This is a genomic window from Paenibacillus vini (assembly GCF_018403325.1).
Classification (GTDB): domain Bacteria; phylum Bacillota; class Bacilli; order Paenibacillales; family Paenibacillaceae; genus Fontibacillus; species Fontibacillus vini.
The window spans coordinates 253,583-275,259 of sequence record NZ_BOSL01000001.1 but is presented as its reverse complement, the minus strand read 5'-3'; the positions used below and the strand labels follow the sequence as shown (position 1 = coordinate 275,259).

Below are 21,677 nucleotides of genomic sequence, written 5' to 3'. Positions count from 1 at the left end.
ACCTTTTACAGCAGGCCGAACCGTTTCTTCTTATAAAATGGGGTGAGATCCTTCACCTCATTGTTGGCCCAGTCGTTCAGTTCGACCAAATCCAGAAGGTGTCCCTTCAGATGCGGGGAAGCTGCGGCGGCAATCTCGCCAAATATTTCTTCTTTATTTCCCTCAAAGTCCACGATCAGGAGATAGCCTTGTTCGTTACCCTTGACCATCCACCTTAAATAAGCCTTTTTTATAGCTTTCTGAGTTTTCATGTAAGCCTTCACCGCATCGATCATTTCCGTGGGGTACGCCTTAGGTTCCCCAAGCAATACCTCGGTATCTTTCGGCACGGTGATCTCTTGAATCGTTTCGCTCGGCGTCTCATCTTCAGCCTCGCTTGAAGTCTCGCTTGGTACTGTATTTGGAGCCTCACTTGGAGCCGCGCTTTGGGCCTCGCGGCGCTCCTTTTTATATGCTTCAATTCGCTGTTTATTCTTGTCATCGATCTGAAGCGGAATTCCACGGTAATTGACCACGATGCCGTCCATGCTCTCGGATAAGGCGATCATATCTTCGTAAGTCACGATATTGCTGCTCCATACCGTCTTGTCGTATGCCTTTTCGAATTCAAGCCAGTCTGTAAATACCGGCAGCCAAGATGAATCCTCTTTTCCTCCCAGGACCGCAAAATGAAGGATGGTCCCTTCCTTCAATGTGGTCATGCCTTGCTCGTTAGGGGTCGATGGAGATTGTTCCTTCAATTGCATAGGCAGCAAATACTTCGCCTGAATGACCTCGTCGAGCATTCGGCCCTCCAGGTGTTGAAGAAGCTGCTGTTTGCCCTCAAAGGATTGTCCGGAACTCATCGTCTGAAAAAAGGAAATCAGCGCATGCTGCAAGCCCGGGTTCGTTACGGGAATGCTGATCTCAGGTGTATCGCTAAAATCCGGGGGCGGTAAAAGCTCGTCCCTGTCCAATTCGATCATGTACTGTCCATTATCCATGATGATTCTACGGATCCCTAAGATATGAAACTCTCCGAGCGTCTTCATGATTTCTTCTTTTTCGAGCTTCTTCATTTCGAGCATCAGGAGCTGCTGTCTGAAATAATCCTCCGCATTAGCGGCATACTCCTCCTTCGAAAACATCCAAACCCGGCCCTCGGGATCCAGGTAGGGATAGCCCGTTCTCTTTTCGTAGGCGATAAATAGCGATTCGGCGTCTTTAATCTTATCTTTCAGCACACCGAGGAATAGCTTGATTCTTTCATCCACTTGATCGCCGGGAAGGGCACCCTTCTCTTTGAAATATTTTGCGGAATGAATTAAGAAGATCAGCTCTTGAATCTCTAACTCGCCGCACTCCTCCAGTAATATATAAGGACTTAACAGAAACTTCTTCCCAATCTCGTCTTTTCTTGCTTCGTTCATCGAAAACGTCCCTTCCTATTTACTGATGATTAATCGAATACGGGCCTTGTTGCAATTCAATCTTCCCATGTATAAACCACTTCTCCAAGCAGTAAACATAATCCTTGTTATAAGTGCATGATTTCCCCAGCTAAACAAAAAGCGCCACCTCACGGTTGCGCTTCTAAACTATAAACTAAACTTTAACCAAATTCATTGCTTCTCTCTGATTCGTTTGCAACAAAGACAATGTTCCATCTTCCATCCGGTATATCTTGTCGCAGTATTCAAGCATACGTTCATCATGGGTAACCATGATTGCCGCCTTTCGGCGTGATTTCACTTCATGCGCGATAAGCTCGACGACTTCGTGGGCCCGCTTGGTGTCCAAACTGGCTGTCGGCTCATCCGCCAAGATGACGTTGGGGTTATTGCTTAAGGCCCGTGCAATCGCCGTTCGCTGTTTCTCACCGCCGGATAGTTCTTCCGGATAGCTCTTCAGCTTCGATCCAAGCCCCAGTTCCTCCAGCAACTGAATGGCGAAGGCCTTATCCTCCTTACTTACACGTCCGGACATTCTCTTCACGATCAGTACTTGATCCAGGACGTTTAAATAGGGAACCAAATTGGATGATTGCATAATGAATCCGATTTCTTGCAACCGGATTTTTGACAGTTCCCGATCCGATAGTTTGGAGATAAGTTGACCATTCACCGTTACTTCTCCCTCGGAGGGCCGGAGCAGCGCTCCAGCGATAGATAAAAAAGTGCTCTTGCCCGAACCGGACGGTCCGACTACAGCCACGAACTCACCTGGTTCCACCTTTAAGGATACATGATCGAGTGCGGCTATACGGCCGCTTCCTTCAGCATAATACTTAGTGACCCCACTAATCTGCAATCCCTTTGTCATTATTCGACCCTCCCAAGCGCCTTTAGCGGATCAATCTTCGTAATTTTGCGAACTGATACCAACGAACTTAATACAGCGATAATCAGCAAGATAACGGAATATATAATAACGAGGTTCGTTTCGAGTTTGAATGGCATCCCCTTGGGCATAATCGCCGCCGTCCCGTAGGTGAGCAAGATACCAACTACGATACTAATTAACGATAGCACGAACACTTGGGATACAATTGCCTTACTTAAGAATCCGTTTCTTGCGCCGATCGCTTTCATGATGCCGAACTGGTTCGTCTTCTGCATAGTAATTACATAGAAGAACACACCCAAAACAAATGCAGAAATGACCAGCAAAAAGCCGAGCATCATCATAATCGACCCGTTCTCTTCTTTGTAACCCGGCATTCCTTGCACTGCTTCTGCACGAGTAACCGTGTCCGTACCAGGGAGCTTATCATTTATGGCACTTGAATCGATATCTTTCCCCTGCAGCATTATTGCATTAACGGGACCCGCTATGCCTTTATCCGAGCCCGGCGCAGCAAAGGTGATCTTTCGCCATTCTTCCATCGGAGTAAATACCGCGGTAACGTGGTTATACGTCTGATTTTCCACAAAACCGACAATCGTTAGTGACTCCGTCGAGCCATCCAATTGGAACGTATCCCCAAGTTTGAAACCGTCATCCTTCATCGTCACATTCACGATAACATGATTCGGATTCTCTGCAGATAACCCGCTCCCTTCTACAATGGCTGGCTCCAGGAAGCTGCCGGGGTTAATTCCTATGATCGCGATATCAATCTTATCCTCATTCTTCGTGCTCTGTCCTTTAAGTGCCGTCGCCATCGTACTTCCCATAGGAGATGCCGCATTCACCTGAGGCAACTGCTCCACCTGCTCAACTAATTGATCGGACAACAGAGATTTACCCATTGCATTCTGCGATCCTTGTTCAAACAAGACATAATCGGCCTTCATGTTCTTGAATGTTGACGCAGCGAGCGTCGATAATCCATTGCCCAAACCCGATAGGATGAATACCAACCAAGCCAGGAGCACGAAAATAATGACGATCATTAAAAATCGCATTTTACTATGCATTAATTCCTTCATGGCTAAAAACATGATCTGTTCCACTCCCCCATTTTTATATCTGACACATGTGTCAGATTTGATATGCAGATACATTTGTCACTCTTATTAAACAACATTTTTGACACATGTGTCAAATTAAACTCGGGGTTCCACACTAACTGCGGGCCCCTCCAATCCACATTTGGAATAAGAGCTCACTCCACTGGGGAGTAGGGATATTCAGCATATTAGGAGTATTTATCAGGTTAAAGAAGACGCCAACAAGTACCGGAAGCGGAATATCATTCCTTAGCTTTTTGTCCTGTTGCGCTCGTTCAAATAATCGGGTCAATTGCGATTTAAGGGTTAGGTGCGCTTGCTCCACAAATTCCAGGTCATTTGCAGCTGCTGGGGAGTTCGCCGTATTGATTTTATAGGCATCTCCAAGAAGCTGATGAAGCTGTGATTCTCCTACGTAGATAAGAAGCAGCTGTTGGAGGGCGCTCATCGCATCGGTTTCATCAACGGCTGACGCTTGTTCTAATACAGTGACTATTACGTGCTTCATGCATGCGGCAACGATCTCTTCTTTATTGGAATAGTATTGGTAAATCGTGCTTCGTGCGCCAGGCAGATGCTCCGACAACAACTTGAGGTGAAAACCGTCATAGCCATGTTCAAGAACTAATCTCTTTGTCGTATCAAGCAGCTCAGTTGCTGTAAAAGATTGTTTTCTTCCCATGGTATCGCCTCCTTTCCAAGTATTCCATGCCCTAGATAACTCGCCGACGCTTAGTATCATGTCCACAGTTTAGCATATAATCTACCTTATCGAGTACTTGCTCTATACAAATTACTCAGCCAGACTCGATACAATGCCGAAGAACCCGCTTCAGAAGATCCTGAATCGGGTTCATGCATAGACAAAAACTCATATAGCCCTTCTTCCGGCCCCTGGGCCAGTTGCCACGGACTACTTTATCTTCGGTAATCCCGAGCCCGCGACCCCCGGATGGGTCATCTCATAAGGGTCCAGGATCAAACTCAGCTGCTCTTCGGTCAGCACCTTATATTTCAAGCAGAGTTCCCGGATCGACGCCCCGCTGGCGATGGCTTCCTTGGCAATTTGAGCCGCTACCTCATACCCGATATGGGGATTCACCGCGGTAATGATTCCGACGCTTTTTTCTACGTACTCTTTCAATCTGGCTTCGTTCGCCTGGATCCCGTTCAAGCAGTAGCTGGTAAATACGCGGAACGCATGATTCATCATGTTGATCGACTGCAGCAAATTAAACACCAGTACCGGCTCCATCACGTTCAATTCGAGCTGCCCGGCTTCCGAGGCCAGACAAATCGTATGGTCGTTGCCGATAACCTGGAATGCGACCTGATTGATAAGCTCAGGCATTACCGGATTCACCTTACCGGGCATGATTGACGATCCCGGCTGACGGGCCGGCAGCGTGATCTCGCCTAATCCGGCTCTTGGACCCGAGGCCATTAAACGCAAATCATTCGCAATCTTCGACATGTTGACCATACAAATCTTCAAGGCCCCGGATACTTCGGTATAGGCATCCGTGTTTTGGGTGGCATCGACAAGATGATCTGTCCCCTTCAGCGGTAAGCCGCTGATTTCTTTGAGATGGAGTAGGACGGATTCAATATATTTCGGCTCGGCATTCAGGCCGGTTCCGACAGCTGTGGCGCCCATATTCAACTCGTATAGCTGCCCCCGCGATTGTTGGATTCGCCGGATATCCCGTTCGATGACTCTACTGTAGGCCTCGAATTCCTGGCCAAGCCGAATCGGCACGGCATCCTGCAGATGGGTGCGTCCCATCTTGATTACCGAGCAGAATTCCTGGGCTTTTTGCTGAAAGCCAATATGCATTTGTTCCATCGAGGTCAACAGTTTATCGAGCAGCTTCAAAGAAGCGATATGAATCGCCGTCGGAAAAGCGTCGTTCGTGGATTGAGACATATTAACGTGGGAATTGGGGCTGCAAAGTACATAATCCCCTTTTTCTCCACCCAGCAATTCAATGGCACGGTTAGCGATGACTTCATTCACATTCATGTTAATCGAGGTTCCGGCTCCGCCCTGAATCGGGTCAACGATAATCTGATCATGCCACTGGCCGGCTATCATTTCCTCCGCAGCTTCAACGATCTTGTCTCCAAGGGAAGCATCCAGCCGCTGCACTTCGACATTCGCAAGCGCCGCAGCCTTCTTGACCATCGCCATCGCCCGGATCAGTTCCTCATGGATACGGTATCCCGTAATCGGGAAGTTCTCCACCGCCCGCAGCGTCTGCACGCCGTAATAAGCGTCCGCGGGAACTTCTTTTGAACCCAAGAAATCATGCTCGATTCTCATCTTATTCATGATTAGTCCTCTTTTTCCGAATGAATTGTTAAATCTCCCGCAATCGGTGTTTCAACGATTCCCTTGACCTCTTCCAAGCTCTCGCTTTGTCCAAGCGCCCACATCAATTTGGCAACAAGCGCCTCCGTATTCATATCGCCGGATAGAATCACGTCGTATTGCGCTACCTTGTGCCCCACCTCATACAGAAGCAAGTCTTCTCCTTCTTCCAGGCACTGTGTCGTGATGACGACAGCCATTCCCATTTCCGTCAGTTCCTGAACCTTCGGGAGCAGATTTCTCCCTGCAAAAGGCAAGCCGCCGTTTCCAAAGCTCTCGATGATAACTCCTTTATACAACCCTTTCAGACAATCGAATATCTCCGGCTTCATGCCCGGGTACAACTTCATCAGAAACACATCGCTGCACAGGTTCGTATTCAGGGAGAAAGGCGCTTCAGCCTTCGCAGGCTTCCATTGGTATTTAACCTCATTCTTATTTATATAGGCGACATAAGGATGATTAATGCTCTCAAATGCATCATAGCTTTTGGTCCGCATTTTGACTGCCCGGGTCCCGAGAATCACCCTTCCGTCAAATACGATATACACCCCGCCGATCTCTTCGGAAGCGAAGCGGAGAGCGTCGGAGACATTTTTCCGTGCATCGGTTTTCTGGAAGCTGATCGGAACCTGCGAGCCGGTAAGGACGACCGGCTTATCCAATCCCTGGAGCATATAAGATAGCGCCGACGAGGTATAAGCAAGCGTATCCGTCCCATGGGTGATAACAAATCCGTCGTAGTCGTCATAATATTTATAAACCGCCTCAGCAATAGTTACCCAATCTTCGGGCTGAAGATTGGTACTATCCTGGTTCATTAAGATTTTTCCGTCAATATGGAGGCCGCTGGACAGCTCGGGTAAGTAGTCAAGCAACTCCTCGACCGACAGCCCCGGCACAAGTCCTTCGTTTCCTTCCACCGATGCAATGGTTCCACCCGTAGCCAGTAATAATATATTTTTCATTCGCAACCTCTCCATTACGGGATAATGATCAACTTCCGCAAAACGCGTATTTATACTAGTAATTATAGATTTTATTTTGAGGAAATCAAGATAATGTACTCGTTTCGCGCACTTTTTCTGGTCTAGCCTATCAAGCCTATGCTATGATAATGATGCCAAAATTTTAAATCATGGAGTTTGAGAGCATGCTAGAACATTTATCGGAGTTAAGGAAAAAGAGAAAATGGTCCTTGCAAGAGACCGCCGACCAACTCGGAATTGCAAAAAGCACTTACGCCGGATACGAAACCGGGTACCGTGAGCCTTCGCTTCAATCGCTGCTGCAAATGGCCGATTTATTTGAGACTACAGTAGATTATATTCTCGGAAGAACGGAAGAGGAACAAGCCGCCGCGGAATTAACGGAACTCCTCACCCGCCCGGAGCCGGGGATCTCGGTTGACGGGGAACCTTTATCCGCCGATGAAATGATAGAGTTCGTGGCTTTTGTGAGGATGAAAAGAATGCTTCAGATGGAAAGCGGTCATCAAGGGGTGTAACCCTCCTTATACCTGAAAGGCGATCTGTGTTGAGTTGCAACCTTTTGACCAACATATTCGTCTTGATTGCTAAGGAGGTGTGAAGATTGAAGTATATTGTATTAACTTTAATTTCCATTTTATTGATTACTGGATGCGGTAGTAATACTACTATAAATAAAATTGAGCATGCTCCGGAAGAAGTTACCCTCGAAGCAATTATATTAGGAATACACGAAGGACGACAAAAATTACTACTTACTACGGACGTACAAAAAAGCAACTTAAATGAACTTACCCAACATTCAATTGAGGATATCTTGCGCACTAACGATGCAAGCTTGATTTGGCTGGACATAAGCAAAATTCCTGAAGAACAACTTCAAAGAGATGAGTTGAAAATTGGCTCTAAAATTCGCTATAGCAGCGAAAATGAACAATTAGACACTATGCCTCCTACTCGCATTGCCAAGAAAATCGAGCTAATCTCATAATGACATCATAAATAAAGCGGCAAATTCTAACATTGAATTTGCCGCTTTATTTTACATTGGAGCTACTGAAAATATTACTCTGCTGTATTGGATGTAAATGGTGTCCAAGCGCCACCATATGCTATTGCATTTGCAATATGAGTAAATCTCGTAAAAGGTGTTCCACTTACTTCTCCTGCAGTATGAATACCTATTAGTACATTATTATACCAATAAGTCCCCCCACTATCTCCTCCAGCAGAATCTATATCAGTCTGTATAAACCCAATATTACCAGATGAGTTGGCATTCAGCGCTGTAATTTCCCCACAACTAAAACCTGTGGTTGCCCCTGATAAACAAACATTGTCTCCTATATCAAGCGAGCTTACATTAGACTGATAGGATGTCACCTTTCCATCAGTCCAAGAATATTTATATACGTAATTTGAAATTTTCTTATTTGCAGTTACTTTAATTACTCCTACATCGGCGTAATCACCGTCATACTGATAATGCTCTGTTCCAACCTTCTCCCCACCTTGATATATATTACTTGACCATGACTCCAAACAATGGCCTGCCGTAATAATGAACCTATCACCATTCTTCTTTGCTGATGTACCTATAGAACAATAACCTAAGCTATTAGTAGAATTACTTGCACTGTCAGCAATTAACAAACCTCCAACCATGGTATCCAGTTTAGTTGTTCTCGCTTCAGGCTGCTCATTAGACTTACCAATTTCAAATTTATAAATTCCTGGGGAGGAAAACTTTAGTGAGTTTATCGAAATCCGGTTTGCATTCATCTTATCTTCAACCTGAACCTCTACGATATTATTCTTAATGTCCACTATTACATTCTCTAAGGTGATACTTAGCTCTTTACTTTCTGTTGTGATGTCTTCATATGCCTTCACCAACTCTGCTTCTGAGAAGTCTACATCTCTGAACTCCAAATATTCTGGGGGTACTATTTCCTCAATAGCTTTTCTAATTTGATCTGTCTGTTCACTTTGTATGGAAAAACTCACTACAAATTTCAAACCATTAGCTTTCTCTTGATAGAAGGTCCCAACATTGCTGTATCTTTCAGTAATCTCATTATTTGGACCTTTGAAAACAGTAACACCATTTTCTTTCATCATACTTGAAATTAGTTTCCCATACTTCTCCATAAGCCCATCTCTCTCTTGAATGTACTTTTCTTCTTCCTCTGTAAGGGCAATACTGTATTTAGTTATAGTCTCCCGCGCATTCGTAGAGGTTAGAGCATTCTTTATAGCCTCATCAGAAGAATCCAAGTTGTTAGCTTCACGATATCTCTTATGCTTTCGAATAACCTCCTCGCTAAATTCAAGTTGACGATTGATCTCTTCCTCAGAAAGAATATTAGCGTTGTAGAAATCTGGTAGTGTGACTTGCTTGTCGCTATTACCATAAGCTGACCCAGTAGCAAAGAAAATAGTTATTGAAAGAAAAAGTACAGACACAAAAAGTACACCTGCCGATTTCCAACCCTTTTTAATCAATGTTTACCCTCTCCCTTTTTATATAGTAGAAATGAAGTATAGTTGCCCATGGTGAACTTATTCCTTAGTACTTTTCAAGAATTACCACCCCCTTTAAAATAAAAATTTTGTACTTTCAATATAATTGAGTAAAATCTTAATTACTTCCTTTTGTTCAGGACTTTACCTTAGGGTAATGGATGGACTAGGAAACGTTCCTTCAAAGCCGCCGCTCAGAGCAAAAGGTGGTAGATAACTTAAGTAGAGGTTAGAAGCACGGGAAAACTTATAACTTAATGAAAATATGGCAAGTCAATTGGTACAAGTGTGTAACTCTATGTCTATAAAAAGCCCGCCCAAGATAACCAGTATTATTTAAAAGTTCCTTAAAATGGAATTAACCTTGTTCACCAAGCAAGAAACAGTCATTTAGAAGTATTTTTGTATTTATAAGCAAAATAGATCCCCTGGTTAATCACCGTAAGTAGTACATACATAGATGAAGTCATAACTCCCTTCCTGCAGAACGCTCACTTTATCTCTTTGGCCTATAAAGTAATCACTTACAAAATGTTGGCTTAGACAGGTATTGGCTAGTCGGATACACGATATAGTTTTCATGTATGGGACTTGCTTTTTCCTAAGATTGGACTTTCACCGGATAGAGTTTTGCACTTCCGAATAAATTGAAAACAAAACAAGCGCTCAGAACGTGATAGTTCCGAACGCTTTATTCAAACCAGCATTTATTGGTGACTCGGCTTTTTGATGAATAAGGACAAGATTAAGTTAGCAACAGACAACACTAATCCGATTTTAAAACTAAAGTAGATCCCAAAGCTACTGCTTGTGTTGACTCGTTTGCAAAACGGCTAAGTTTGCTGCCCTGTTTTGTTGAAAATATGGAGAATATAACCACGATCCCGATCACCCCTGCCACTTGCTGAACGGTTTGGTTAATGCAGGCCATCCGAATAGTACTGTTTCGGAAGACTACCAAAGCCTGCCCGGGGTAATCACCGCTATGTTTCTAAGTATTCCCCAACCTCCCCTCCTCATTTCAGGCCATAAAAAAGAGCGGCGGTTTCGCCGTTACTTTGCATGTAACTGACGGTGAAGCTCCCGTACCTGCTCTGCCAGTTCGGGAACCGGGCCGGCAAGGTCAGCATCGCGAATGACATCCTGAATCGGAAGATTCCGAACGCGCGACGCGGGAACCCCCATTTCACTCAACCATTGCGCCAGCTGTTCGGACGAGCTTGCATAAACAATCCGTCCTAAACCAACCCAGCCGTGGGCCGCCGCGCACATCGGACAATGCTCTCCCGAGGTATATACCGTCGCCTGTGCCCGCTCTTCCACCGTCATGTTGTTGGCCGCCCAACGGGCCAATGCAAATTCCGGATGCTGAGTATGATCGCCACCGGCTACATGGTTGTGATCTTCCATCAGGACATCTCCGTCCGCAGAGACCAGGATCGAACCGAAGGGCTCATCCCCTGCCTCCAGTGCAGTCTTGGCAAGTTCTACGCACCGGCGCAGATATTTCATATCGATCTCATTGATCATGGATAACCCTCCCGATTAATTAACGTTGACGCGGCTCTTATCCGCCAAACCAAGCGTAAGTGCCGTAGAAGCTTGAAGCTCGTGGAACAGTTTCGGGTTTTCCGCCAGGGATACGCCATACGAAGGGATCATTTCCTTGATCTTCGGCTCCCAGGCTTTGAGATGCTGCGGGAAGCATTTCCGGATGACTTCCAGCATGACGTGAACGGCAGTGGACGCACCCGGAGAAGCGCCGAGCAATGCAGCAACCGAGCCGTCCGCGGCACTGACCACCTCCGTACCGAATTGAAGCGTCCCTTTGCCTCCGGTAATCGTATCTTTGATAACCTGCACGCGTTGGCCCGCAACCACGATATCCCAATCCTCGCTCTTGGCGTTCGGAACGAACTCCCTTAACTCTGCGATCCGCTTTTCCTTCGATAACATCACTTGTTGAATCAAGTATCTGGTTAGCGCAACACTTTTTACGCCTGCCGCTAACATCGTAAGAACATTATTCAATTTCACGGAACTAACCAAGTCCAAATTGGATCCCGTTTTCAGAAATTTTGGCGAAAATCCGGCAAAAGGCCCGAACAATAACGATTTTTTGTTATCGATATATCGGGTATCCAGATGCGGAACAGACATAGGCGGGGCACCGACAGCCGCTTTGCCGTATACTTTGGCATGATGCTGCTCTACGATCTCCGGATTGTTGCATACCAGGAAAAGACCGCTTACCGGGAAGCCCCCGATATGCTTGCTTTCGGGAATGCCCGTTTTTTGCAGCAACGACAGACTTCCCCCGCCGCCGCCGATAAAGACGAATTTCGCTGTATGATATTCAAGCTGACCTTGATCATTACGCACTTTCAGTCTCCATAAGCCGTCTTTGGTCCGCTTAATATCACTCACCATATGTTTGTATTTGATGTCGACATGTTTATTGTTCAAGTGGTCAAATAACATACGCGTTAAAGCGCCAAAGTTGACGTCCGTGCCGGAGTCGATCTTCGTGGCCGCAATCGGTACATTCGCTGCACGGTCCTGCATAATGAGCGGAATCCATTCCTTCAGCTTATTTGAATCGTCCGAAAATTCCATGCCCTGAAACAAAGGACTCTTCGTAAGCGCTTCAAATCTTCTTCTTAAAAAGGATACATTATTCTCCCCTTGCACTAAGCTCATGTGGGGTAAAGGCATAATAAAATCCTGCGGATTGCGGATCAAATCTTGGCTTACAAGATAAGACCAAAACTGTCTGGACACCTGAAACTGTTCATTAATTTGCACCGCTTTGCTAATATCTACTGAGCCATCCGGCTTTTCTACGGTGTAATTCAACTCGCACAGAGCTGCATGTCCGGTTCCTGCATTGTTCCACTCGTTCGAGCTTTCCTCGCCTGCTTTGTCGAGCTTCTCAAACACGGTCATTTTCCAATCCGGCGCCAATTCCTTCAGAATCGTCCCCAAAGTCGCGCTCATGATGCCGGCACCAATAAGAATAACATCACTTTCCCTTTTATTTTCCATGTGGCTCATTTTTAACATCCTTCTATTTAAAATTTGCACCACTACTTGTCATTGCAGCCTAACGATTTTATAAAAAATTATAGCATAAATTTTAATAGTTAGAAGCTAATCGGATAAAATTGAGAGGGATTGGAAGCTTAAAGCGGAAAAGGGGTCTCCCAAAAGGGAACCCCCGTCTTCTTGCCATTGCGCAATAGCTTTCAGAGATGATTTATTCTTAGCGAGGCAACAATCTTCGCATTGAAATCCACAAAGAGGCAATGAGCACAAGCTCGAATACATTCGTCGTCGCTTTACTGTCAATCGGAATTGGGATGGCCGTTCCGGCTACCATCAGCAAAGTTCCCCAGAACAAAACGGACGTGATCTTGCGCTTCCACAATATAATACCTGCCACAAATAAAAAGACCGTAATAATAATGATCATAATAGGGGGCCCCGAGTGCTCACCGGCCGGAACATAACGCAAGGCGCCGAATTCCTGTACCGGTTTCATTTTTAGTCCGATGGTCTCTGTCACCAATTGCATAATGATAAGTGCTGCCGTCACAATCCAGGCCCCCCATTGGACAACCGTACTCCGCGCCCACGGGCTTCCAGCCCTTCGTATCAAATCGAACGCAACGACTACGAGTAACGGTGTGCAAAAGGCATGCAGCCAAAAACGCGCCAGATTCAACCCCTTAAGCAGTTCTCCCTCACCAATCCAATTACCGGCGGCCATTACGCCATTATCCCATACCAGCGCCGCCGTCACTAAAAACAGGAAATAGCGGGGCCCACGCTTGGCATCTTTTCTCCATAGGACAACCCCATACCCGAGCAATAGAATGTACAGCACCGTTACTATTCCATAGATGAACGTATCCAAAACGATCCCTCCTTACGTGGATAATAACCCCAATTTAAATAGTTAGAAGCTTATTCATTGCAAAAGAGTATCAAGTCGTAATGCAGAAAGGCACCGGCGATAAGCCGGTGCCGAAATGGGCAACATGTCTTCTATTTATCCTTATAAATGACAGGGGCTCCGCCCGCATTTGATAAATATTGAATTTCTTTTCGCCCGGCTCCATCTTTTTTGACCGCATAGACGCGGCCTTCCAACCAGTAATACACATAGTCCCCCAAGGCACTTACGTTTTCGATTCGCTCCCAGTGGTTGTAAAAATTGAGGTCCGTGAAGACCAGACGTTTTTTCACTCCAGTTGCTCCAATCCCCTTCCCAGTCTTGTTATTACTTCCAAACTTTAGGATACAACAGCTTGGAATGCGATTCCATCCTCTTCTTGTCCCAAAACAAAAAAAGAGCCCTTTAAAGGGACTCTTTTTCGAATATTGTCTATGAAAATTGAACTGTGCTTAGCGATGCTTTGCCATTCAGAACGAGGTATACGTCCTGGCGTCCGTTTACACCGCTCACTTCAGCGGTGTAATCCCGCCATTCCTGCGCTCCGCCGGCTTTCAGCTCGGCCCGGCCCGCAAGCGGACCGTCCGGACTCTGCAGCCGAATCTCAATGGAGCCCGCCGTCTGACTGGCAGCGCGCAGCTTCACCGTGTTCGCGCCTGCGCCAAACTCGGCGTCTTCAAAGGCAATCCAGCCGGATTGCCCCGACACCTCGGCGGCGCTGCCGCCTTCCCGGCATTCGCCGATCAGGACGCCTTCGTAGGCGTCATAGTTGATCGCCTTCACCGGCTGCGTCAGGTCACGCGGCGGGATGGTCTCTCCTTGCACCTCAAGATCCGCACTCACCGGCAAGTTCGCCGACGAGGCCCCTGCCATGAAGGTATACGTGCCGTTCTCGATACAGAAGCGTTCGCGGGTAACGTCCCACATAGCTATCTCGGACAGCGGCAAAGTAAAGCTCACGTCTGCCGACTCTCCCGGTTGCAGTAGCACCCGGCGGAACGCAAGCAGCTGCTTCAGCGGACGCTTCACGCGGGACTGCTCCGCATGCCCGTAGAGCTGAACCACTTCTTCGCCCGGACGGTCTCCGGTATTGGTCACGGTAATCGTAAGGCCGATTTCGCGATCTTGCTCTGCGGAAACCTTCTTCTTATCCAGGCTTAGACCGTCATAGCGGAAAGAGCTATAGGACAGCCCGTATCCGAACGGATACAGCGCTTCGCCTTCAAAATACCGGTAGGTTCTTCCGCCCTTAATGACGTCGTAGTCCATAAACTCCGGCAACTGATCGACCGATTTGTACCAGGTCATATTCAGGCGTCCAGCCGGGTTCACGTCCCCAAAGAGGACGTCGGCTACGGCATGTCCCAGCTCCTGGCCGGCATGCGTGGTATATACGATGGCCGGTACATGCTCATCCGCCCAGTTCAAAGCATACGGGTAACTGCCCACCACGACCACAACCGTGTTCGGGTTCACGGAGAGAACCTCTTTGATCAGTTGTTCTTGGGATGCCGGCAATGTAATATCCGGACGGTCGACCGTTTCCTTACCGTTAATCAGCGGATGGTTGCCGACGAATACGACGGCCAGATCCGCATCGGCCGCAACATCCTTCGCGGCCTGGAATTTGTCCGTCACCGTCTCCACTTCAAAGACATCGGCGGTAATCCGTTCTTCTTCCCCGCCTGCCACGGACGCAGCGCCCGCCACGTTGATCTCGTTTGCCGTTTCCTCCGCGCTGCCGCTTCCGACGAGCAGTTCGCCGCTGTCGCCCTTCACCGTTACCGGCGTATCGTTCCAGGTCGAGAAGGTTACATTGCCTGCTCCCTCTTGCGCAGAACGAACGAGGAATACCTCTTTCGTGAACCACTCCCAGATTTGATCGGCTGAAGCCTTCACGATCCGGTCATCCGTTGTCAGGTAACGGCTGTTCGATTCTGCGATGATCGTATGGCTGTTCCAGCCCCAATCGGTCACTTCAAAGACCGCCGCCTGTTCGGAAGCCTCGCCGGTTGCAGCCAGACCAGCCGCCTCGCCGTCCTGCACCTGCACGTAACGTCCATTGCGTTTTGCCTTCAGTTTGACGCGATCCGTGCCGCCGGAGAAGGCCGTTTTGCCGCCATGCGCATCCAGCTTCTCCTGAATGCCTTGCAGCGGCGTGATTGCGTAAGGAAGTGAACCACTGTACCAATCGCGGTATACCGTTCCGCCAAGCGGCCCGATCACTGCGACCTTCTTCAGCTTGTCGGCCTGCAGCGGCAGCATGCCGCCTTCATTCTTCAGGAGCACGGCCGCCTTGCCCGCCGCTTCGCGCGCCAGCTTCGCATGCTCCGGCTGCAGAATCGCCGACTCGTCAATCGCCGCATACGGATTGTCTTCCTCCGGATCGAACTCGCCGAGGCGGAAACGGACGCGGAACGTGTTGCGCAGCGCAACATCCAAGTCGCTCTCCGCAAGCAGCCCTTCCTCCAGCGCTTCGCGCAACGCCTGCTTGATCAGTTCGCCATCGTCAGTGATGCTGTCGATGCCGCCTTCCTTCACCGAACGGGCAACCGCCTCCTTGTGCGTCTCCAGGTAACCGTGGTCACGCACCGTACCGGATACGTCGAAAGCGTCGCTGACGACAAAGCCGTCCATGCCCCATTCTTTCTTAACGATCTCTCCCACTTCAGGCAACAGGTTGGCAGGCACGCCATTCACTGCGTTATACGCCGTCATCATGGACTGGGCGCCGCCTTCTTTGAACGGAATTTCGAACGCTTTTAAATAATACTCGCGCATATTCCGTGGGTCGATGCTGACCGATTGGTCGCCGCGGCCCACTTCATTATTGTTCGCAATGAAATGCTTTAGCGTAGCAACCGCTTTCAAATATTTCGGATGATCACCCTGAATTCCCTTAACGAGCGCTGCTGCCAGCTTGCCCGCCAGCACCGGATCTTCGCCGTAAGCCTCTTCGGTCCGGCCCCAGCGCGGGTCACGTTCCATATCCACGGTTGGCGCCCAAAGCGTCAGGCCGTTAATCTCCGGATTTCTTTTATAAAAACCTCTGGCCTCATCACCGATCGCGCTGCCAATTCTCTGCATCAAATCGGTGTCCCAGGTACATCCAAGGCCGATCGGCTGCGGATATCCCGTGGCTTCGCCAAGCCAGGCCATGCCATGAGCCGCTTCCGTGCCATGCTTATACGCTTTCACGCCAAGGCGTTCTACAGCGGTTTGATATTGAATCATGAGCCCCACTTTTTCTTCCAGCGTGAAGCGGGAAACCAGGTCGTTTACTCGTTCCTCCAGCGGAAGGGAAGTGTTCTGAAATGGAAAATTGTTAGTTGTAGACATATTGAACCTCCTTAGTGTCAGTCCCTTACGCGTCATTCTACCTAAGATTGACCCCTCCGGCTACCCGACAAATTAGAGGCGTTTTCATAGACATTTAGGGATGGGGTAATTGAAATTAGCGAGCATTAAAGATTTGGAATAATATTCCGATACATCAGATATAGGAAGTAATTCGACTTACTAATAATGGAAAGGTGTAGGATTCTATGAAAATTGGTAGTTCGACGCAATACGGCTTAAATTTATATGAACATTTGAAACAGCGCTCCGATAAATCGCCGACCCTGGTCGAAGGCAATATTCAGGGGCTGTCCCATGAGATCGATACCTTGGAAATCAGTCCGGCAGCACGGCAGTTAGCGGCATCGGATATCGTGGATCATTCATTAAAGTATTTTGGAACCGCTCAAATCAATGATTCTCTGAATCGGGTGCTGCAAAATCAGCCATCTGAGGTGAAGGAAGCGGTGTACGGCATCATTCAATCCAATTTCATTAACGACATAACCGGCGAAGAGACAAGAACAGCTTTACTAGAGCTGGGGCTTACCCAAGCGGAGTATATAGCGAAAAATTACATGAAAGAGAACGAAGCGGCAGAATTTATGGATACGATGACGTTAATCGGGGCGATCTCCAAAACAAGAACCGTTGATCCTGAAACGAATGAAGTTCATTACGTAACACCCTCGCAAAGACCCGTTGGGGCACCGGACGATTACATAGACTTGACCGATATGATGCGTAAGTTCGAACCCGAAACATTGAACAAGCTACAAGAAGCGATTGTGAACGGAAAAGAAGATTGGAATCATATCCTCCAGTCTTTCGCCAGAAAAGTGTCGACTCGTGAGGATTGGGTGAAGGAGTACAGAGAGGGATCGGCCAAATTGCTTGAGGAGATGAAGCAAGGCATCGACGAAAGCAGATTCGGCAATGCTTCCACGGCCGGCTTGACTGAGTTCGCCAAAGAGATCAGGGATATCATAGCAAATGAAGGACTTGAAAATATGGGGTTCCTGGAAGACAGCTTAGGGACTTTTCTTAGAAGATTGGGAGCGAAGTAGCCGATCTGATCATAAATCATTGCAGCTATCAAAATAATGCGAAACACTGTGCTATCCTTAATATGTGCCAAAAAGGAAACCTAGTCGTGGAAGTTACATGGCTAGGCTTCTTGCAATACGGCGATTTCATGTATTTCAGAAAATGGCTATTGGGCTACAATCTCATATACACTTAAGTACTGTTCCGCAAGGACAAAACGGAACCCCGCTTTCTCTAGCACTCGGCGAGAAGGCCAATTTGCGTGTTCTGCTTTACCTATGATCTTAGGCTCCGAACCAAGTGTACGTAATTCAGCCAACCCCCATTCAACTGCCGCCTTGGTTGCTTCAGTTCCGTACCCTCTACCTTGATAGGCTTCTCCGATATGATATCCTATTTCAATATCTTTAAGCTCATCATCCGGCCCATGAAATTTCGTAAGACCAACAAAGCCAATCAGATTGCCGGTTTCTTTCAGTGAAATAGCCAGGCCACAACCAAATCTGTTCTGAAGTATATCAACCTTCTTTGACCATGTTGCTATGTTATTTTCAAATTCTTTTGTCCAAAATTCAGTAGTTAGACAATCCGGTTCTTGAAAGTAAAACCATCGTCTTCGAGAATTCTCATTACACATCTCTACATAGGTTTGTAAATCTTCCATTTGGAAAGGTCGGTAAAACAGCCGCTCGCTTTTAAAATATTCATTTATAAGCAAAACTAACTCCCCCTTTCTACCCTATCTCTGTGCTATCCATTGCCAAAGCTCCATTTCGGGATTTACCGGCACTTCCATGCGATCCTCCATATAGACCTCCGCAGCCAGCATCTCGGCCATCGTATAACCGGATTCTGTCAGCCACTTATACAAATAATCATATGCACCTTCCAGTGCGCTGTCAGTAAGTGCCTCCCTGTCGTGTGCTTGGAAAGTGACCCGCGCGTAAAGTCCAGCGGGCAGAGTGAAGCTGCGCATGCCTTCGGGTATTCCGTCCAGGCTTGTAACCTGTACACCCATCATGTAAGTCCCCATACTCATGTCCTTTTCGCATTCGCACACAAGTCCGAAACTAACGGCGGGCAGCGCACGATTTGGAATTAATTCCGGCTCGTCATTACCAAAGAATGTCCCGATCAAATGGTTGATCAAAACCTGCTTCTCCTCGTGCTTGCTGTAAGGCACGCGCGTAGCTCTCCCAATGATATGAATAGGCTCGTTAAGTTCGAAGGTATCCACTTTGTATTCCGTTGTGACTGCCATAGATGTGTAAGGCTCTTTTCCTTCGCGGATTCGTCCTTGAAGGGTAAGAAGTTCATGCTCGATGGCTTGCAGGAGACGCCCCTCCGATTGAATTACCGCCAGTTGCGCTTGTACAGGACCTATCCACGACTCAGGTTCGCTCCGTAGTAGTGTACGGATTTCCTCAAGGGAGAAGCGAAGCCTGCGAAGATACTGGATGCGCTGCATGCGTTCGCGCTGGTCGTCTTCATAGATGGCATATCCGCTGACCGGATCCGTGCCGGCCGGTTCCAGAAGACCGATGTCCTTGTAGTACCTTAGTGTTTTTTTAGATACCAGATGAAGGCCTGCAAACTGTCCGATCGTGTAACCCATGTTCTCACCTCTGGCTAAATGATAATGCGTTCCCTAAGGGCGCAGTCAATAACGAAGTTTTGGCTACGCCGAATCGTTCCGGTCAGCTACCGAACTCCTCCTCAAAAGCCTTCATGCACTTCCCGTCTTTCGAAGTATCCAAGACCGCAAACCGGATTTCCGTAAACAGCGACCCAAGGTCTTCCTCCTCCAAAAGCTCGCGCCACCATCTCGCCACCTTCACCGGGTCGTTTCGGAATACGCCGCACCCATAAGCCCCCAGGATAAGTTGCTTATCACCTTTGTGGGCGAAGATCGCTAACGCTAAGCGCATTCGGTCTTTCATGACGCGTTCCGCCTCAAGCGGATCCTCTCCCTTAAGCAAAACCTGCCCGTAGTTCACGGCGGGAAGCGTCAATACCGAAGCGGTCACCGGTTCTTCCAAAAGTCCAAATCGCGGGTCTCGGAAGAACACCACGTCCGGCGAATAGATGGCATGATCGGTGTACATCATTGATTTGCAGGCCCGGTTCGCTTTATAGTAGCCTTCATTTCGCAGCTGCGTTTCGTACAGCCCGCTGGATGCCGCGAGGCTTTCTTCCTGAGCCATCGCTCCGTTCAGAAATCCGCCACCCGGATTTTTAGCGCTGGCAAAGTTCAGCACGCCCACATTTTCTTTCCCAGCCTCCGCAAAATCTAGAATGGCCTTTACCGTTGCCTCATTGGCGACGGAACAAACGGCGGCCTGCGACAGCCGGGGCAGCCCGGCACTTTCGCGTACCAGCTCTTCCCCCCGCTCCGGCGAGATCAACTCGCTGCGGTCCTCCGAATGCTTCTGCGCCGAGGCGAAGTCTATTCGGCGTCCATCAGCTTCATAAAAGCCTTGCCGTTGGATCATCAAAGTTTCCTCGGCAATTTCTTTTCGATTCATTTATCTTCCCTTCTTTCTTCATCAACTGTTTCTGCAAAACCTAACTCCGTAGCAACTCGTCCCTTGCCTCGGTCAGCGCGAAGCCGAGCAGGTTTCTGCCCCGCCATTTCACGGGATTCTCCGTGTCCGGATTGAACTGACCCATACCGATCCCCCAGATGCGGTCCCGCGGACTGGCCTCGACGAGGATGCGGTTTTTCGTTGACTTGAGATAATCGCCAAGCTTCGGATTCTGTGAAAATTTAGCCAAGCTCGCTCTTTTGACAATACTGTAGCATTCCTTGTCCCAAATCTCCTTATCGAAGTTTCCGACCGCGCGCCCGTAAGCCTTCATCTCCTTCGGATGCTTGGCCTTCAGGATCGACTCCAGCATTTCCTCATCACCGAACAGCCTGGCCTTCTCGGCCATCATAAACTGCTCCGCGCAGGAATACTCCGTCCCCTCTATCGTGAACGGGCACATCCACCATTGACTGAAGCAGCTTTTGTCGACGCTCCCGTCTTTAGGCGGCGTATGGCCCCAAAAGAACACATACTTGAATGTCTTTCCCGCGTTATATGCTTTTCTTAACTCTTCAAGATTGTATATCATCGTAAATCCTCCAAATTTCTCCGATATAAGCGGGATGGGCGGTGCCCCGCGTTTTCGGTGTAATGATCGGTCTCCGTCACGAGATCAGCCACCTTGCGCCGGAAGGCCGCCTTCAGCAGCTCTTTGTCCATAATGACCTCGTAAACCTGTTGCAATTCCGTTAAAGTAAACAGCTTCGGCATTAAGTGCAGCGCAATATCGGTATAATTCACTTTGCCCCGCAGCCGCTCGATCGCGCATGCTATGATCTTGGCATGGTCAAAAGCCAGTCCGTCATTCGATACAATCGAATAATCCGTTCCCGACGATGTAGCCCTTGCTGTCACCGTCCTCGCCACGACCGCTGAGAGCTCTTCTCCTTCGCTGCTGAGCTTGAGCTCAAACTCCAGCGTCTTGACGTATCCGTCCTCGACCAATTCCTTTCGTTCCCGCAGCAATCTGTAGGATAGCTTGAACCAGGCCGCTTCGGCCGCGTCGTCTCCGGCCTTAAGCTCCAATTGGTCGCTGTTGATCAGGGCCATATAGCTGCAGCTCATCACCCAGGTTCGCGGGTCCCGCCCGATATCGCTGAACGTATACAACTGCTCCAAATAAACGTCGTCTACGCCGGTTTCCTCACGCAGCTCCCTTACCGCGGCCTGTTCCGTCGTCTCGTTCGGACGGACGAAGCCGCCGGGCAGCGCCCATTTGCCCAGAAAAGGGTGACCCCCCCGGCGAATGAGCAGAATGCGCAGCTCTTTTTCCGGCAGTTTGCGATAGCTGTCCGCCTCCGAATCCGTAACGGTGAAAATGACCATATCCGCCGCCACTGAAGGCCGCTCGAAATCCCCTGCCCGGTATTGCTCCAAAAACTCGAGTTCTGTAAGTCCATCGCGATCCAGCATATCCATCGGGTTCGCCTCCAT

At 48.3% G+C, this 21,677-nt stretch carries 20 protein-coding genes; 3 read left to right on the top strand and 17 right to left on the bottom strand.

The window, feature by feature from the left end; all coding sequences use genetic code 11:
* Window positions 1-5 precede the first annotated feature (5 nt).
* The 6 genes from KJS57_RS01310 to KJS57_RS01285 form a co-directional block, all read right to left on the bottom strand.
* Window positions 6-1,409 carry an enhanced serine sensitivity protein SseB gene (locus KJS57_RS01310; RefSeq protein WP_213653466.1) on the bottom strand — a complete coding sequence of 468 codons (1,404 nt, stop codon included), beginning with the start codon at window positions 1,407-1,409 and terminating at the stop codon, window positions 6-8.
* Window positions 1,410-1,584: 175 nt separating this feature from the next.
* A complete protein-coding gene (locus KJS57_RS01305) occupies window positions 1,585-2,301 on the bottom strand; it encodes an ABC transporter ATP-binding protein (RefSeq protein WP_213653465.1) in 717 nt (238 codons plus the stop codon).
* Window positions 2,301-3,422, bottom strand: coding sequence for an ABC transporter permease (locus KJS57_RS01300; protein ID WP_213653464.1), 1,122 nt, complete (start codon window positions 3,420-3,422; stop codon window positions 2,301-2,303). Before KJS57_RS01300 ends, KJS57_RS01305 begins: the two co-directional genes overlap by 1 nt.
* Window positions 3,423-3,546: 124 nt before the next feature.
* On the bottom strand, window positions 3,547-4,113 hold the full coding sequence (locus KJS57_RS01295; RefSeq protein ID WP_211024794.1) for a TetR/AcrR family transcriptional regulator: 567 nt from the start codon (window positions 4,111-4,113) through the stop codon (window positions 3,547-3,549).
* 231 nt (window positions 4,114-4,344) lie between these two features.
* Entirely contained in the window at window positions 4,345-5,763 is a 1,419-nt protein-coding gene (aspA, locus tag KJS57_RS01290) for an aspartate ammonia-lyase (RefSeq protein WP_373316682.1), read from the bottom strand.
* 2 nt (window positions 5,764-5,765) lie between these two features.
* On the bottom strand, window positions 5,766-6,770 hold the full coding sequence (locus tag KJS57_RS01285; protein ID WP_211024792.1) for an asparaginase: 1,005 nt from the start codon (window positions 6,768-6,770) through the stop codon (window positions 5,766-5,768).
* 185 nt (window positions 6,771-6,955) lie between these two features.
* Between KJS57_RS01285 and KJS57_RS01280 the strand changes: the two genes are divergently transcribed.
* Window positions 6,956-7,309: a helix-turn-helix domain-containing protein gene (locus KJS57_RS01280; RefSeq protein WP_213653463.1), complete on the top strand. Its 354-nt coding sequence runs from the start codon at window positions 6,956-6,958 to the stop codon at window positions 7,307-7,309.
* An 86-nt stretch (window positions 7,310-7,395) separates the two neighbouring features.
* Window positions 7,396-7,782, top strand: a complete 387-nt coding sequence (locus KJS57_RS01275) for a DUF3221 domain-containing protein (protein ID WP_211024788.1) — start codon at window positions 7,396-7,398, stop codon at window positions 7,780-7,782.
* 74 nt (window positions 7,783-7,856) lie between these two features.
* On the opposite strand, the gene KJS57_RS01270 is transcribed toward KJS57_RS01275, so the two are convergent.
* The 6 genes from KJS57_RS01270 to KJS57_RS01245 form a co-directional block, all read right to left on the bottom strand.
* Window positions 7,857-9,296, bottom strand: a complete 1,440-nt coding sequence (locus KJS57_RS01270; RefSeq protein ID WP_211024786.1) for a S1 family peptidase — start codon at window positions 9,294-9,296, stop codon at window positions 7,857-7,859.
* A 1,071-nt stretch (window positions 9,297-10,367) separates the two neighbouring features.
* The gene (locus tag KJS57_RS01265; RefSeq protein WP_211024784.1) at window positions 10,368-10,844 is read right to left on the bottom strand and encodes a nucleoside deaminase; all 477 of its coding nucleotides are present in this window, start codon (window positions 10,842-10,844) and stop codon (window positions 10,368-10,370) included.
* A gap of 15 nt (window positions 10,845-10,859) precedes the next feature.
* Complete coding sequence (gene mqo / locus KJS57_RS01260) at window positions 10,860-12,377, bottom strand: malate dehydrogenase (quinone) (protein WP_280520349.1); 1,518 nt, start codon at window positions 12,375-12,377, stop codon at window positions 10,860-10,862.
* Between the two features lie 199 nt (window positions 12,378-12,576).
* Window positions 12,577-13,230, bottom strand: coding sequence for a hypothetical protein (locus KJS57_RS01255; RefSeq protein ID WP_213653461.1), 654 nt, complete (start codon window positions 13,228-13,230; stop codon window positions 12,577-12,579).
* 131 nt (window positions 13,231-13,361) lie between these two features.
* Window positions 13,362-13,562 carry a hypothetical protein gene (locus KJS57_RS01250; RefSeq protein ID WP_213653460.1) on the bottom strand — a complete coding sequence of 67 codons (201 nt, stop codon included), beginning with the start codon at window positions 13,560-13,562 and terminating at the stop codon, window positions 13,362-13,364.
* A gap of 139 nt (window positions 13,563-13,701) precedes the next feature.
* Window positions 13,702-16,608, bottom strand: a complete 2,907-nt coding sequence (locus tag KJS57_RS01245; RefSeq protein ID WP_213653459.1) for a glycoside hydrolase family 3 protein — start codon at window positions 16,606-16,608, stop codon at window positions 13,702-13,704.
* Window positions 16,609-16,814: 206 nt separating this feature from the next.
* Here KJS57_RS01245 and KJS57_RS01240 point away from each other — a divergent pair, with 206 nt between their 5' ends.
* The gene (locus tag KJS57_RS01240; RefSeq protein ID WP_213653458.1) at window positions 16,815-17,675 is read left to right on the top strand and encodes a hypothetical protein; all 861 of its coding nucleotides are present in this window, start codon (window positions 16,815-16,817) and stop codon (window positions 17,673-17,675) included.
* 146 nt (window positions 17,676-17,821) lie between these two features.
* Here the strand turns inward: KJS57_RS01240 and KJS57_RS01235 are convergent, their stop codons facing one another.
* The 5 genes from KJS57_RS01235 to KJS57_RS01215 all read right to left on the bottom strand — a co-directional run bounded on the left by KJS57_RS01235 (window position 17,822) and on the right by KJS57_RS01215 (window position 21,662).
* Entirely contained in the window at window positions 17,822-18,373 is a 552-nt protein-coding gene (locus tag KJS57_RS01235) for a GNAT family N-acetyltransferase (RefSeq protein ID WP_213653457.1), read from the bottom strand.
* A 21-nt stretch (window positions 18,374-18,394) separates the two neighbouring features.
* Window positions 18,395-19,270 (bottom strand): GyrI-like domain-containing protein, encoded by an 876-nt coding sequence (locus KJS57_RS01230; protein WP_213653456.1) that lies wholly within the window; start codon window positions 19,268-19,270, stop codon window positions 18,395-18,397.
* An 82-nt stretch (window positions 19,271-19,352) separates the two neighbouring features.
* Window positions 19,353-20,180: a TIGR02452 family protein gene (locus KJS57_RS01225; RefSeq protein ID WP_213653455.1), complete on the bottom strand. Its 828-nt coding sequence runs from the start codon at window positions 20,178-20,180 to the stop codon at window positions 19,353-19,355.
* A gap of 40 nt (window positions 20,181-20,220) precedes the next feature.
* A complete protein-coding gene (gene ybiA, locus KJS57_RS01220; protein WP_213653454.1) occupies window positions 20,221-20,772 on the bottom strand; it encodes a riboflavin biosynthesis intermediates N-glycosidase in 552 nt (183 codons plus the stop codon).
* Window positions 20,769-21,662: an NUDIX hydrolase gene (locus KJS57_RS01215; protein WP_213653453.1), complete on the bottom strand. Its 894-nt coding sequence runs from the start codon at window positions 21,660-21,662 to the stop codon at window positions 20,769-20,771. Before KJS57_RS01215 ends, ybiA begins: the two co-directional genes overlap by 4 nt.
* Window positions 21,663-21,677 lie beyond the last annotated feature (15 nt).

Excerpts from the sequence above, each read along its gene's own strand:
- KJS57_RS01285 (WP_211024792.1), bottom strand. The coding sequence starts at position 6,770 with ATGAAAAATATATTATTACTGGCTACGGGTGGAACCATTGCATCGGTG.
- KJS57_RS01240 (WP_213653458.1), top strand. The coding sequence starts at position 16,815 with ATGAAAATTGGTAGTTCGACGCAATACGGCTTAAATTTATATGAACAT.
- KJS57_RS01310 (WP_213653466.1), bottom strand. The coding sequence starts at position 1,409 with ATGAACGAAGCAAGAAAAGACGAGATTGGGAAGAAGTTTCTGTTAAGT.
- ybiA (WP_213653454.1), bottom strand. The coding sequence starts at position 20,772 with ATGATATACAATCTTGAAGAGTTAAGAAAAGCATATAACGCGGGAAAG.
- KJS57_RS01300 (WP_213653464.1), bottom strand. The coding sequence starts at position 3,422 with ATGTTTTTAGCCATGAAGGAATTAATGCATAGTAAAATGCGATTTTTA.
- KJS57_RS01230 (WP_213653456.1), bottom strand. The coding sequence starts at position 19,270 with ATGGGTTACACGATCGGACAGTTTGCAGGCCTTCATCTGGTATCTAAA.
- KJS57_RS01305 (WP_213653465.1), bottom strand. The coding sequence starts at position 2,301 with ATGACAAAGGGATTGCAGATTAGTGGGGTCACTAAGTATTATGCTGAA.
- mqo (WP_280520349.1), bottom strand. The coding sequence starts at position 12,377 with ATGTTAAAAATGAGCCACATGGAAAATAAAAGGGAAAGTGATGTTATT.
- KJS57_RS01215 (WP_213653453.1), bottom strand. The coding sequence starts at position 21,662 with ATGGATATGCTGGATCGCGATGGACTTACAGAACTCGAGTTTTTGGAG.
- KJS57_RS01265 (WP_211024784.1), bottom strand. The coding sequence starts at position 10,844 with ATGATCAATGAGATCGATATGAAATATCTGCGCCGGTGCGTAGAACTT.
- KJS57_RS01295 (WP_211024794.1), bottom strand. The coding sequence starts at position 4,113 with ATGGGAAGAAAACAATCTTTTACAGCAACTGAGCTGCTTGATACGACA.
- aspA (WP_373316682.1), bottom strand. The coding sequence starts at position 5,763 with ATGAATAAGATGAGAATCGAGCATGATTTCTTGGGTTCAAAAGAAGTT.
- KJS57_RS01245 (WP_213653459.1), bottom strand. The coding sequence starts at position 16,608 with ATGTCTACAACTAACAATTTTCCATTTCAGAACACTTCCCTTCCGCTG.
- KJS57_RS01225 (WP_213653455.1), bottom strand. The coding sequence starts at position 20,180 with ATGAATCGAAAAGAAATTGCCGAGGAAACTTTGATGATCCAACGGCAA.
- KJS57_RS01280 (WP_213653463.1), top strand. The coding sequence starts at position 6,956 with ATGCTAGAACATTTATCGGAGTTAAGGAAAAAGAGAAAATGGTCCTTG.